Annotated in this window: 11 protein-coding genes; 5 read left to right on the forward strand and 6 right to left on the reverse strand. The window is 70.4% G+C overall.

The window, feature by feature from the left end; all coding sequences use genetic code 11:
- Positions 1 to 158: 158 nt before the first annotated feature.
- Both SMA5143A_RS41885 and SMA5143A_RS41890 read right to left on the reverse strand, forming a co-directional pair.
- Positions 159 to 659 carry a RidA family protein gene (locus SMA5143A_RS41885; protein WP_107468018.1) on the reverse strand — a complete coding sequence of 167 codons (501 nt, stop codon included), beginning with the start codon at positions 657 to 659 and terminating at the stop codon, positions 159 to 161.
- 444 nt (positions 660 to 1,103) lie between these two features.
- Entirely contained in the window at positions 1,104 to 1,790 is a 687-nt protein-coding gene (locus SMA5143A_RS41890; protein WP_107468019.1) for a GntR family transcriptional regulator, read from the reverse strand.
- A gap of 226 nt (positions 1,791 to 2,016) precedes the next feature.
- On the opposite strand from SMA5143A_RS41890, the gene SMA5143A_RS41895 reads away from it, so the two are divergent.
- Genes SMA5143A_RS41895 through solA form a run of 3 tightly spaced genes read left to right on the forward strand, consistent with a single transcriptional unit; the run spans position 2,017 to position 5,364 of the window.
- Positions 2,017 to 2,697: a haloacid dehalogenase type II gene (locus tag SMA5143A_RS41895; protein WP_107468020.1), complete on the forward strand. Its 681-nt coding sequence runs from the start codon at positions 2,017 to 2,019 to the stop codon at positions 2,695 to 2,697.
- Between the two features lie 53 nt (positions 2,698 to 2,750).
- Positions 2,751 to 4,154 carry an NAD(P)/FAD-dependent oxidoreductase gene (locus tag SMA5143A_RS41900; RefSeq protein ID WP_258194065.1) on the forward strand — a complete coding sequence of 468 codons (1,404 nt, stop codon included), beginning with the start codon at positions 2,751 to 2,753 and terminating at the stop codon, positions 4,152 to 4,154.
- Positions 4,155 to 4,191: 37 nt separating this feature from the next.
- Positions 4,192 to 5,364 (forward strand): N-methyl-L-tryptophan oxidase, encoded by a 1,173-nt coding sequence (solA, locus tag SMA5143A_RS41905; protein ID WP_107468021.1) that lies wholly within the window; start codon positions 4,192 to 4,194, stop codon positions 5,362 to 5,364.
- Here solA and SMA5143A_RS41910 read toward each other — a convergent pair.
- On the reverse strand, positions 5,324 to 6,211 hold the full coding sequence (locus SMA5143A_RS41910; RefSeq protein WP_107468022.1) for an EamA family transporter: 888 nt from the start codon (positions 6,209 to 6,211) through the stop codon (positions 5,324 to 5,326). The genes solA and SMA5143A_RS41910 overlap by 41 nt on opposite strands.
- A gap of 104 nt (positions 6,212 to 6,315) precedes the next feature.
- Between SMA5143A_RS41910 and SMA5143A_RS41915 the strand changes: the two genes are divergently transcribed.
- Positions 6,316 to 7,209, forward strand: coding sequence for a LysR family transcriptional regulator (locus SMA5143A_RS41915; RefSeq protein WP_107468027.1), 894 nt, complete (start codon positions 6,316 to 6,318; stop codon positions 7,207 to 7,209).
- 49 nt (positions 7,210 to 7,258) lie between these two features.
- On the opposite strand, the gene SMA5143A_RS43405 is transcribed toward SMA5143A_RS41915, so the two are convergent.
- From SMA5143A_RS43405 to ligA, 3 genes are all read right to left on the reverse strand, one after another.
- Complete coding sequence (locus tag SMA5143A_RS43405) at positions 7,259 to 7,426, reverse strand: hypothetical protein (protein ID WP_181362293.1); 168 nt, start codon at positions 7,424 to 7,426, stop codon at positions 7,259 to 7,261.
- Between the two features lie 13 nt (positions 7,427 to 7,439).
- Positions 7,440 to 9,290, reverse strand: coding sequence for a flavin-containing monooxygenase (locus SMA5143A_RS41920; protein WP_107468023.1), 1,851 nt, complete (start codon positions 9,288 to 9,290; stop codon positions 7,440 to 7,442).
- Between the two features lie 708 nt (positions 9,291 to 9,998).
- Complete coding sequence (gene ligA, locus SMA5143A_RS41925) at positions 9,999 to 12,077, reverse strand: NAD-dependent DNA ligase LigA (protein ID WP_181362292.1); 2,079 nt, start codon at positions 12,075 to 12,077, stop codon at positions 9,999 to 10,001.
- A 233-nt stretch (positions 12,078 to 12,310) separates the two neighbouring features.
- Here ligA and SMA5143A_RS41930 point away from each other — a divergent pair, with 233 nt between their 5' ends.
- Positions 12,311 to 13,399, forward strand: a complete 1,089-nt coding sequence (locus SMA5143A_RS41930) for a homoserine dehydrogenase (RefSeq protein ID WP_107468025.1) — start codon at positions 12,311 to 12,313, stop codon at positions 13,397 to 13,399.
- Positions 13,400 to 13,513: the final 114 nt, after the last annotated feature.

The following is a 13,513-nucleotide window of genomic DNA, read 5'->3' on the forward strand; positions in this document are numbered from 1 at the left end:
ACACTTGTGCGTCTTGACGTGCGGCCTGACCTGCAGGTTGTGCTGGTCGGCGAAACCCTGGACGCGGTCGATGTTGCCCTGCATGACGTCGACCAGCACGATCGGCGCCGGGGTGTCGATCCGCTCGACCAGAGCGTCGAGTGCTCGTTGCAGCCGGTTCACGCTGCCCTCCTCGGGACGGCGGTGCACACCATCTGGATCTCGACAGGGCTGTTGAGCGGCAGCCCGGCGACACCGATCGCGGTGCGGGCGTGCCGTCCGTTCTCGCCCAGCACCTCGATGAGCAGGTCACTGGCCGCGCTGGCGACGTTCGACTGCTCTGCGAAGTCCGGCGTACTGGCGACGAAGACCAGCATCTGCACGATCCGGACCCGGTCCAGCTCGCCCACCGCCTGCACGGCGGCGGCGAGGGCGTTGAGCGCGGCATGGCGGGCCAGTGACCGCGCCGTCTCCAGCTCGACGTCCCGGCCGACAATGCCCTGGCCCAGCAGCCAACCGTCCTTGTAAGGCAGTTGGCCCGAGATGTAGATGCTGGAATCGACCGACCGGTGGTGCACGTAGTACGGGTTGTCGGCGAGTTCGGGAAGGGTGAGGCCCAGGGCCTTGAGCCGATCGGAAGCCGAACCGGTGCTCGCTGCCGACGTCACGGACCGGCTCATCGCGTCACCTCCGCGGACGGCACGGGGAACAGACCCGTGCGGTTGTCGATAAGTGGCTGTTTCATACGAATCCTGATCATCTGCACTCGGCTCTCTCCTCGAGCAGCAGGGGCGACAAAGCGCTATATCACGGCTTAAAACCGCCAGCTATTGTCGTTTGTCGACCATATGGCTGCCTGTAGAGCACTGTCAATACAAACTTCAACGCTCGGATACGACCGCGCGGCACATGCGGGAGCGCACCTGCCCGCACGGCGAAGAGGGAGGTGAGGTGCCGCCGGGGCGGCGCCTGATCGACGGACCGGCAGCCGCGAGACACCGGGGGCGGACCTGCCGAATGAGGTGATCTCACCGCGCGTACGACTCAGGACCGCCCGGGACCGCTCTACAGCGCCTCGGCGGCAAGCGCGGTCCGACGCTTCACGCAGCGCAGCGGGCGTGACTTCACACGTGACGGGGCGCGCGTTCCCCGTGATCCCCCGTCTGGGCTCGCAGGCCCATGGGGAAGTGGGCGGCCAGTTCCTGGCGGAACGCGTCGGTGTCGCCTTCCAGGGCGACCGTGGCCAACCTCTCGTGCTCGACGACCAGTTGCTGCGGGTTGTCGCTGTACGTGCGGTGATCGACGCTCAGGTAGAGGCGCAGCTTGGTCTCCCAACCGTTCCACATGCCCTGGAGGACGCCATGGCCCGAGAGGTCGTAGAACAGCCGGTGGAAGCGGAGGTGCGCGTCGATGCTGGCCGGGATGTCGTCCTTCTCCATGGCCCGGCGCAGATCCTCGACGGTCTGCAGCAACTGAGGCCGCTCGGCGCCGCGCAGCGCTTCGGCCGAGAGCTCGGCGGCGTACGGTTCGACGTGCAGCCGGACCGAGTCGATCTCGGCGACCTCGCGAGCGCTCACCTCCACGACGAACGCGCCACGGTAAGGGATCTTGACGACGAGCCCTTCTTCCTCCAGCTTGGTCAGCGCCTCGCGCAGCGGGGACCGGCTGATCCCCAGATCCGTGGCGATGTGCGCCTCGCGCAGCTGACCGCCAGGGGGGACGCTTCCATCGAGGATGGCGGCACGCAGGGTGCGGTAGACACCGTCCGGCGTCGTCGTCCGCTGTTCCTGCCACTCGAACTTGTGGTCCACCCCGTCACCCTCCCCTGCTCACACCCGACCACCTGGTCGTTTGTCGACTATACCCCCGCTGATTCGGCGTCAACACCTCCAGCCGGCCACCCTGACGCGACACCCCTGAGCCCGTGTGACGCGGGAACCCATTGACATCCGAGCAATGAACGGTCGACAATCGACCAACAAGATGGTCGACAATCGACTATGTGACATCGCAGCACTGAATTACGAGGAGGACCCTGTGGGATTCGAGACCAAGCCCAAGTTCGTGACGTTCGACATGAACGGAACGCTGATCAAGTTCAGCATCAACGACGCGATGCGTGAGGTGCTGGGCGACCGGCTGCCGGCCGAGATCGCCGACGACTACCTGCGGATCTGCAAGGCGTACCGCATCGACGAGTGCACCGGCGCGTACCAACCGTTCCACCAGGTCGTCGCCCGCTCCATGGAACGCACCTCACGCAAGCTCGGTCTCGAGTTCCGCGAGGAGGACGCGCGGGCGGTGTACGAGACCATCCCGACCTGGGGCCCGTACCCCGGTGTCACCGAGGCACTGAACCGCCTGGCCGAAGAGGTCCCGCTGGTGATCATCACGAACAGCGACACCGCGCACGCCAAGCGCCTCTCGGAGAACCTGAAGGCCCCGTTCGAGGTCGTCATCAGCGCCGAGGAAATGGGCATCTACAAGCCGCGACTCGGTGCGTTCGACTACATGCTCGACAAGCTCGGCGTGACACCCGACGAGCTCGTGCACGTGTCCGCGAGCCCGATGTACGACCATCGCTCCGCGGCGATCATGGGCATCGAGAACAAGGTGTACATGGACCGCGGCTGGGAGCACGACGAGCACTGGCTCGGCTACGAGCGGATCACCGACATCGCCGACCTCCCCGTCCTCTTCGGCCTCCCGCGTCCCTGACGCCTGAGCCTGAGCAGAGCAGTACGGCCGTGAACCCAGAAGAAGGACACACCATGAACGCCCTCGCGGCACCACCACGAAACGGAGCGCTCGGCTTCTGGGTGGCCCAACTGGCCGACAGGAAACCCTCGTTCACCCGTTTCACCGGACAGGACTCCGTCGACGTGGCCATCGTCGGCGGCGGCTACACCGGCCTCTGGGCGGCGTACTTCGCCAAGAAGCTCGAACCGTCGCTCTCGGTCGCCGTCTTCGAGGCCGAACAGGTGGGCTACGGCGCGTCGGGACGCAACGGTGGCTGGCTCTCGGCCATGCCTCCGGGCAACCGTGCCGCCTTCGCCCGCGTCGGCGGAGGACTGGCGGCCAGCCGGGCACTGCAGCAGGAGTTCGTCGCCGGCGTCGACTCCGTCCTGGACATCCTCCAGGCCGAGGGCATCGACGCGGATCAGCACAAGGGCGGCGCACTCGTCGCCGCCCACACCCGGGCGGGGCTGGGCAGGCTGGTGGCCAGACGTGACGCCGACCTGAAGTACGGGCTGACCGAGGACGAGAGCCGGCTGCTCGACCGGGACGAGTTCCGGAGCCTGATCAACATCTCGACCGTCCACGGCGGGCTCTTCTACCGGCACTGCGCAAGGATCCACCCCGCGAAACTCGTCTACGGCCTCGCCGACACCCTGACCTCCATGGGGGTGACGATCTACGAGGGCAGCCGCGTGGACGGGGTCGAGGGCAATACCCTCGCCCTGGCCGACGGACGCGTCACCGCGGCGAAGACGTTCATCTGCACCGAGGGCTATTCGGGACCGCTGCTCGGCAGCCGGACCCTGATCCCTGTCAACTCCTCGATGATCGTGACCAAGCCCCTGCCGGAGGAGGCGTGGCAGGAGATCGGCTGGGACGGCCCCCAGTGCCTCAACGACTCAGCGCACACCTTCATCTACGCCCAGCGGACGTCGGACGGCCGTATCGCCATGGGGGGCCGTGGTGTCCCCTACCGCTTCGGGTCCGGTACGGGAGGAGCCGGCGCGACCGCCCGGTCCACCATCGACCTGATCTCGCACAAGCTCAGCACCTTCTTCCCGGGCATCCCCTTCGAGGTGGACCACGCCTGGTCGGGAGTCCTGGGCGTCACGCGGGACTGGAACGGCGGCGTGCTCTGGGACCCGGCGTCCGGGATCGGATCGTCCACCGGTTACGCGGGACACGGGGTCACGGCGGCCTATGTCGGCGGCAGGACCCTCGCGGAGCTCGCCTTCGAGAGGGAAACCGAACGGACCGCCCTCCCCTGGGTCGGCCACCGGGCACGGAAGTGGGAACCGGAACCCGTTCGCTGGCTGGGTGTTCACGCCATGTACCGGCTCTTCGGCATAGCCGACCAGTGGGAGGAGCGCAGGAATTCCGGCAGGACCTCACTGCTGGCCAGGTTCGGCAGCAGACTCGCCGGACTTCACGAGTAGAGACCGGCTTCACGAACAAGGAAAGGAAACTGCTCTCATGGACGCGCGACTCGCCGTCATCGGCTTGGGCAGCATCGGAAGCATGGCCCTGTGGCAGGCCTCCCGGCTGTCCGACTCGGTCGTGGGCTTCGAGGCCGCCACCCCCGCACACGGCCGCAGCGCCGTGGGCGGGGACACCCGCCTGTTCCGGATGATCTACTTCGGGAAGCCCGACTACTACCCCATCATGGAACGCTCCCGCGATCTCTGGGCCGAACTCGAGGCGGAAACCGGGCAGGAGATCTTCACCCGCACCGGGGGCCTCACCATCGGGACAGCGAACAGCGACTTCATCAACAGCCTCCTCGAGACGGCGCGCATCACCGGAGCCGAGCACCGCGTCCTCAGCCGGGAGGAGATAGCGGAGCGCTACCCCCAGCACCACCTCCGCCCCGACGACTGCGCCATCCATGACCCCCACGCCGGGTTCCTGCGCACCGACCGCGCCGTCAGCGCCGCCGTCACGGCGGCCCGGGCCAACGGCGCCACCGTCCTTCAGAACACACCGGTCGACAGCATCACCGAAACCGAGGACGGCGTGGTCGTCACGTCGGGCGACAGAACCTGGACGTTCGAGAAGGTCATCGTCGCCTCGGGCGGCTGGTCCCGCAGGCTCATGCCCGACCACCTCAAGGCCGTCACGGAGACCCATCGGCTCGTCCTGACCTGGTTCATCGCCCAGGACGGCACACAGTTCTCACCGGAGAACTTCCCCGTCTTCAGCCGACAGTACGAGGATCGCTCCCTGTACGGCGCACCCGCAGTCGACGGCGTGACGGTCAAGGCATCCGTGGACGCACCGATGAAGGGGCGCGCGAGGGCGACCCCCGATCCGGACTCCGTGCCCAGGGAACTCACCCGGGAAGAAGTCGAAAAGGTCACCGAGACCGTCACCGAGTTCTTCCCCGGCCTGATCCCCACCATCGCGCGCTCCGACGCCTTCCCCGACCTCTTCACCGAGGACAGGCATCCCCTCATCGGCTGGCTGGACGAGAACAGCAGGGTCTACTGCGCCACAGGATTCTCCGGGAAGGGCTTCAAGATGGCCACCGGCTACGGCCACATCGCCGCACACGAGGCACTCGGCAAGCAGACGTTCGACGGACTGGACTTCGTCCGTCCGGGCCGATTCAGCGGCGGGGGGCCAGGATGCTCAGGGCGTTCGCGGTGACGATGGCGCCGATGGCGGACCATTCGACGACGCCCAGGTGCTGGCCGAGCACGATCCGGCCGGCGAGGGCGGCCAGGACGGGGTTGACGCTCATGAACAGCCCGAACGCCTGGGCGGAGACACGGCGCAGGGTGAACACGTCCGCGAGGTAGGGGACGGCCGAGGCGAGGATCCCTGCGGCGACGGCGTATCCCACCGCCCCGGCGGTCGGTGGCTGACGGACCATCACGACCACGCCGACCGGGAGGAAGAGCAGCGCCGAGAGCGCGGCGGCGGCCGCGGTGCCCTGCGCGCCGGGGACCCGGCGGCCGACGGTGCGGTTGAGCAGGATGTACGACGCCCAGCAGACGGCGGCGAGCAGACCGAGGCCCATGCCCAGATGGTCGGCGGACGGCTGGGGACGCATCAGCGTGACCACGCCGGCGCCGGCGACCACCGCGCACACGGCGTCCTCGCGGCGCCGCGAGGCGGCCAGGGCGACGGCGAGCGGGCCGAGGAACTCCAGGGTGACCGCGAGACCCAGGCCGACACGGTCGATCGCGGTGTACAGCGACAGGTTCATCGTCCCGAGGACCAGCGCGAGCAGCGCCACGGGCCGCCACTGCTCCCCCGTGAACGACCGCAGCCGCGGCCGGCCGACGGCCAGGAGGGCGAGCGCGGCGACGTACTGGCGTATCGCCACGACCCCGACGGGCCCGAGCACCGGGAAGGCCAGCGCCCCGAGGGCGGCGCCCACCTGGTTGGACAGGCCGCTGCCGACCATGGTGGCGATTCCGGCCGGCCGCGCGGCGGCGGGCTCGGGGAACGGGGTGACCGGGGCTGCGGCGGTGGCGGGAGCGGCACTCATGCGCCGATCGTGCGGCGCGACCCCGGTTGCACAAAATGCATAGGCCGGGCGATCTATACGCTGGACGCATGGATGCTCCCAGCCCCATGGACGGCCCCGGCCCCATGGACGACCCCGGACGCGTGGACCCGCCGCCGACGGTTCCCGATGTCGAGCTGCGCCAGCTCCGCTGTCTCGTGGCGATCGTCGACGAGGGCACGTTCACCGATGCCGCGATCGCGCTGGGTGTGTCCCAGGCCGCGGTGTCCCGCGCCCTCGCCTCCCTCGAACGGGCCCTGGGGGTGCGGCTGCTGCGGCGAACGTCCCGTGCGGTGACGCCCACGCCGACCGGGTCGCGGGTGGTGTCGCACGCCCGGCGGGTGCTCGGCGAGGTCGACGATCTGGTCCGGGAGGCCACGTCGGGCCAGGTCCGACTGCGCATGGGGTACGCCTGGTCGGCGCTCGGCCGGCACACCCTGGACTTCCAGCGCCGCTGGGACGCCGCGCACCCGGAGACGGAACTGCGCCTCGTCCGGGTCAACTCCGCGACGGCCGGGCTCGCGGAGGGCGCCTGCGATCTCGCGGTGGTCCGCAGGGCCCTGGACGACCGTCGGTTCGAGTCGGCCATCGTGGGCCTGGAGCGACGGATGTGCGCGATGGCCGCCGACGACCCGCTGGCCCGCCGCCGCTCGGTCCGCCTCGCCGACCTGGGCGGACGCACCCTGCTGGTGGACCGCAGGACGGGTACGACCACCGCCGGGCTGTGGCCGCCGGGCTCCCGGCCGGCGACGGAGGAGACCCACGACGTGGACGAGTGGCTCACCGTGATCGCCACCGGCCGCACCGTCGGGGTGACCCCGGAGTCCACGGCCCATCAGTACCGGCGGCCCGGTGTCGTCTACCGGCCGGTGCGCGACGCCGAGCCGATCGCCGTCCGCCTCGCCTGGTGGCGGGACGACCCGCATCCCGCCGCCCAGGCGGCCATCGAGCTGCTGACGGCGCTCTACCGCTCCGGCTGAGACCCCGGGTTCGGTACCGGCATCGTCGAGGTCGTTGCGGGCTTCGGGGTCAGCCGCAGCACGGTAGGGCCACGTACAGCAGCCCGTCGGGGCCGAAGGCGACGCCGTTGGAACCCCACAGCGGGCTGGGCGGGTTGAGCCGCCGTGCCTGCCGGCGGTCGCTGGTGGTCCGCGGCTCGCCGGTCCTCCCGTCGTACCGGCTCCGACGCGTGGTCATGTGCCCTCCCCTCTCACTGCTCGGCGTCGACGAGGACGTCGTCCATGCCGCCGTCGGACCGCCAGTGCGCGAGCAGTTCGTGGAAGGCGACCGGACCGTCCCCGTACGACTCGCTGCGCTGCCGGGGCCTGCCCTCGTTGTTGTAGTAGCCGGGGGTGCACTCGGCCTGGAAAGCGTGCAGGTCGGCGGCCTTCTCGCGGATCGTGGCGACCCAGGCGGCCTCGGCCTCGGCGGTCGGCTCGACGTACCGGGCGCGGCGCGCGCGGGCCGCGGCGACGACCTCGCCGACATGCAGGGACTGCTGGTCGAGGATGTGGACGTAGTTGACGGCGCTGGCGTTCTGAAGGGGGCCCAGCTGGAAGAGGTTCGGGAAGCCGTGGCTGTAGAAGCCGTGCAGGGTCCTCGGGCCCGCCTTCATCCAGGTCTCCAGCAGGCCGGCGCCGCCCCGGCCGTACGCGGGGAGCCTGCCGGACAGCAGCCCGGAGACTCCGACCTCGAAGCCGGTGGCGAAGATGACGCAGTCGACCTCGTAGGCGACGCCGCCCACCACGACGGCCTTCTCGGTGATCCGCTCCACGCCGTGGGTGTCGGCCGTGTCGACGAGGGTGACGTTGGGCCGGTTGAAGGTCTGGAGGTAGGTGTCGCTGAAGGTGGGCCGCTTGCACATGTACCGGTACCAGGGCTTGAGCTTCTCGGCGGTCTCCGGGTCCTCCACGATCGCGTCCACGCGGGCGCGCAGCTCGTTCATCTTCCGGAAGTCGGCGAGTTCGTACGCCTTCTCGCGCTCCTCGGGCGGGGCGTCCGCGTAGGAGCTGGTCGGGATGAGCTTCTCCTGGAGGCGGGCGCTGGACGTCCAGGCGTCGTTCACCAGGTCCTCGTCGACGCGGACACCGGTGACGGTCCGGAGGAAGTTGTCCATGCGCCGCCGCTGCCAGCCGAGGGCGAGCGTGCCGGCCCACTCGGGGTCGGTGGGCGCGTTGCCGCGTACGTCCACGGTCGAGGGCGTGCGCTGGAAGACGTAGACGTGGGCCGCGGCCGCCCCGAGGTGCGGGACGATCTGGATGGCGGTCGCGCCGGTGCCGATGACGGCCACGCGTTTGTCGGCGAGTCCGGTCAGGCCGCCGTTCGCGTCGCCGCCCGTGTAGGCGTAGTCCCAGCGGCTGGTGTGGAAGGCGTGGCCCTCGAAGGTCTCGATGCCGGGGATGCCGGGGAGTTTGGGCTGGCTGAGTGTGCCGCTGGAGACCACGACGTACCGGGCCCGCATCCGGTCGCCGCGGTCGGTGGTGACGATCCACTCCGACTCGGGTTCGTCCCAGCGCAGTTCGGTGGCGACGGTCTGGAAGCAGGCGTCACGGTAGAGGTCGAAGTGGCGTCCGATGGCGCGGGTGTGCTGCCGGATCTCCTCGCCGGGGGCGTACTTCCACTGCGGGACGTAGCCGAGTTCCTCCAGGAGCGGCAGGTAGATGTACGACTCGATGTCGCAGTGGATGCCGGGGTAGCGGTTCCAGTACCAGGTGCCGCCGAAGTCGCCGCCCTTCTCGATCACACGGACGGACTCGACGCCGGCCTGCCGCAACCGGGCCCCGGCGAGGAGTCCGCCGAAGCCGCCGCCGACGACGACGGCCTCGACCCGGTCGTGGAGCGGCTCGCGGGTGAACTCCGGGTCGGCGTACGGGTCCTGGTCGTAGGAGCCGAACCCGTCGGCGACGCGCCGGTACTGCCGGTTGCCGTCGGGGCGGACACGGCGCTCGCGTTCGGCGCGGTACTTGGCGCGCATGGCCTCCGCGTCGAAGCCCGGCTCGTCGAGGGCGGGCCGCTCGGAGTGCGGTGAGGCGGGGTCGGAGGGGGTGTGGGGGGTGGACATCGTCGTCCTCTCTGCTGTCCTGAACGTGCGTTCGGGGTGCGGGCGGGCGGCCCGGCCGCCGTCGAGCAGGCCCGTACCGTTGATGTAGCCGCTTCGGGGCGGATGGGGAATGCCACGGCGGCGGCGATCTCGGCCGACCGACCGCGACCTCCTCGCCTGCGCCATGGCCGCGCCGCCCACGCCCACGACGCCCACGAACGACCGGCGTCGAACGGCCGTACCGTCACGCCCCGCCTTCCGAGAAGCCCCGCGACGCGACCGACCCGGTCGCCCCGTGCCCCGTCCCGACGGCCCCGCGGCCCCGCGGCCCCGGTACGGCGTCGTGCCAGGCGGCGCCGGCCGCGATGGCCCGCCGCCGTGTGCGGCAACGAGCTGTTGCTGCCCCGGTTTGGTCAGCACGATGGTCACGAACACCAGTTGCGTCCACCGGTGGAAGAAGACCTGGCCGGGCAACTCGGCCGGGTACCTGGCGTCCAAGGTCCAGTTCTCACCGAACGCCTCTCCCAGCACGCGTTCGTCGAGACCTTGCCCCTCCAGGCAGGCGCGGATGTCGTCCGCTCCGGCCGAGACCAGGCCGTACCTGTCGGACAGCGCGGCCGGCCAACACACGGGCGGCTGCGCCCAGCCGGACGGCCGCGGCGCAGCACAACGCCGTCCCCGCCACATCGAACAGCTCGTCCATGATCGTGGAGCGGGTCGGAAGTCGGGTCAGACCAGATAGTCGGCCACCAGCGTGGCGAACTCGTCGGGTGTGGTCAGGCGGATGCCGAGGTCTTCGGCTTTGGCCCGCTTGGATCCGGCGTTCTCCCCGGCGACGACCAGGGTGGTCCTCTTCGACACGCTGGAGGAGGAGCGCCCTCCGGCCCGTTCGATCAGTTCGTTCATCTGGTTGCGGCTGAGCTTCTCCAGCGGACCCGACATGGCGCCGGTGACCACCACGGTCATGCCCGTGAGCGGCCCGCCCTCAGCGTTCGCGTCGCTCCCCGCGTCGGCGTCGATGGGGCTCGGCGGTGTGGCGCCGGGCTCGGTCATGTTCACTCCGGCGGCGACGAGTTTGTCGATGAGCGGGGCGAGTTCGGCCAGTTCGGCGACGATGGAGGGGGCCTTCTCGGTGCCGATGCCCTCGACCTGCTGCATGGCCGTGGCGTCGGCGGCGCGGATGTTGTCCATGGTGGCGAACCAGCGGGCGATACGCCGTGACATGGACCGGCCCGTGCCGCGTACGCCGAGCGCGCACAGCACGCGGGACAGCGGCTGGGCCTTGGCGGCGCTGATCGCGGTGAGGAGGTTGTCGGTGCTGGTCTCCCCCATGCGTTCCAGGCCGAGCAGTTGCTCGCGGGTGAGGGTGAACAGGTCGGCGAGATCGGCGACCAGGCCGGCCTCGACGAGTTGGACGACACGGGTGGCGCCGAGTCCTTCGATGTCGAGCTGGTCGCGGCCGGCGGCGTACGAGAGGGAAGCGACCAGGTGGCAGTTGCGGCCCTGCTCGCAGCGCCAGCGTTCCTGGCTGGTGTCGATGCCGGAACCGCAGCGCGGGCACGCCTCGGGAAAGACGATGGGCTGTTCGTCGCCGGTGCGCAGATGGGCGACGGGCGCCTCGATCCGCGGTATCACGTCGCCGGCCCGGTGGACCATGACATGGTCGCCCAGCCGGAGGTCACGGCGGGTGATGTCGGCGGGGTTGTGCAGTGTGGCGTAGGTGATGGTGGCGCCGTCGATCTCGACGGGTTCGAGTACGCCGCGCGGGGCGATGATGCCTGTGCGGCCCACGTTCCACTCCACCTCCAGCAGCCGGGTGATCTTCTCCACGGCCGGGAGCTTGTAGGCGATCGCCCACCGCGGAGCCCGCGATCCGGATCCGGCGGTGTGCTGGTCGGCGGCCAGGTCGGCCTTGATCACGATCCCGTCGATCCCGAACGGCAGTTCCGCCCGCAGCGCCGCGATCTCCTGCACCCGGGCCAGCACCTGCTCACTGCTGTGGGCCACTCTGCCGGGCACCGCGGTCGAGGCGGTGGTGTTCACCCCGAGGTCGGCGGCCAGGAGCATCAGATCGCTGTGGGCGAGGTCGCCCAGCCGCGCCGCGAGGGCGGTGTCGGTGTCGGGCAGGGGCAGCAGGCCGTAGCCGAAGAACGTCATGGGCACCGTGTAGGAGCGCTCCTTGGCGCGCAGTGTGCCGGCTGCCGCGTTGCGGGGGTTGGCGAAGGGTTGCCCGCCGTGCCCGGTGCGGACCTCGTTGGCGTGCTCGAACTGGGCCGTCGTCATGAGGACTTCGCCACGGACCTCCACGCTCACCGGTTCGGCCAGGTTCTCGGGCAGGCCCTCGATGGTGCTGATCGCGTGCGAGACGTCCTCCCCGGCCGTCCCGTCCCCCCGGGTGATCAACCGGGTGAGGCGGCCTCGGGTGTAGCGGGCGGCGACCGCGAGACCGTCCAGCTTCGCCTCCACGCTCCACTGATCCACCTCGTGACCGACACGCCGGGCCAGGGACGCCGCCCACGCGGTGAACTCCTCCGCGGAGAACACGTTGTCCAGGCTCAGCATCGCCACGGTGTGCGGCACATCGCCCTCGACGGCGCCGCCCGCGACCTTCCCCGTCGGCGAGTCCGGGAGCACCTGGTCGGGATGCTCGGCCTCCCAGGCGGCGATGCCGCGCACCAGCCGGTCGTAGGTGTCGTCGTCGAGCGGTGAGGTACCGCCCGCGTAGTAGGCGGCCGCGGCCTTCACCGCGTCCTCGACCGCCTGCGCGTAGGCGGCGGCATCCACGATCTGTGCAACAGGAGTCGTCATGACCGTCATCCTGCCTGCCACCACTGACAACGGCCCCAGGCCGGAGCCGAGGCGCTGCCGGAGCCGGGGCGAGGCGCGGCGGGGAGGGGCGAGGCGGGGCGGGCGAACTGTCAGGGGACGGAGCAGATCGGCATGCGTCGTGGCCGTTGTGACAGGGGGCGGGTGACAGGCCCAGCGGCGAGGCTCCTCAGCAGCCGCACCGTGAAGGCGGCGGAATGCGAAGGAGCGATCTCATGGGCCGATACGATCTCGCCCTCATCGGATTCGGGGGCGTCAACCGCGCGCTTGCCGAACTCGTGTCCCAGAGCGGGGACCGCCTGGCCGAGGAGCTGGGTTTCACCCTGCGGGTGGTGGCGATCACCGATCTGCGAGCCGGTTCCCTGGTGGACACCGACGGCATCGATCTGGCGCCGCTGCTGGCCGTCGAGCCGGGGGAGCTGAGCTTCGCGGGCCTGCCCGGCGGCAGCGCGGATCCGCGCAACGAGTGGGTGATCCGTGAGGTCCCGGCCGACATCGTCGTGGAGGCGACGTTCACCAACCCCAGCGACGGGGAGCCCGCCCTCTCCCATGTGCGCTGGGCTCTGGAATCGGGCAAGCACGTGTGCACCACCAACAAGGGGCCGGTCGCACTCGCCGGCCGCGCCCTGAAGCGGCTGGCCGCAGAGCGCGGGGTCGGCTTCGAGTTCGAGGGCTCCGTACTCAGCGGCACCCCTGTCCTGCGCACCGCCGAGCGCATGTTCGGCGGTCTGGAGATCACCGGCGTCCAGGGCATCATGAACGGCACCTCGAACTACGTCCTCGGGCGCCTCGAAGAGGGCATCGAACTGTCGGCGGCCATCGCCGAGGCCCAGCGACTCGGGTACGCCGAGGCCGACCCCACGGCGGACATCGAGGGCCACGACGTCCAGCTCAAGGTGATGATCCTGGCCAACGAGGTCCTCGGCGCCGACCTGCGCCGCGAGGACGTCTTCTGCGAGGGCATCTCCTCCCTCACCCCGCACGAGGTGCGGGACGCCGCCTCGAAGGGGCTGCGGTGGAAGCTGGTCGGCTCCGCCACCCGCCACGAGGACGGCAGCGTCGACGCCCGCGTCACCCCGCTCGCCCTGCCCGCCCAGCACCCGCTCGCCGGGATCTGCGGCCCGGTCAACGCGGTCGCCTTCCACACCGACCTCCTCGGCACCGTCACGGTGTCCGGGCCGGGCGCCGGGCGCACCGAGACCGCCTACGCCCTGCTGTCGGACATCACCGCCATCCACCAGCGTCACGTCGACGACGACTCCGCCCCCACGCGCCCCGTCCTGAAGGAGACCCACCGTGTCTGACACCGCCGTGCCCCCCGGCATCACACTCGGCACCGACACCACGCTCGTGCACAACCCCTACACCGGCGAGGTCATCGCCGCCGTGCCCACCATCGACGTCACCGCCCTCGGCGG

The organism is Streptomyces sp. MA5143a (genome assembly GCF_900290235.1).
GTDB lineage: Bacteria > Actinomycetota > Actinomycetes > Streptomycetales > Streptomycetaceae > Streptomyces.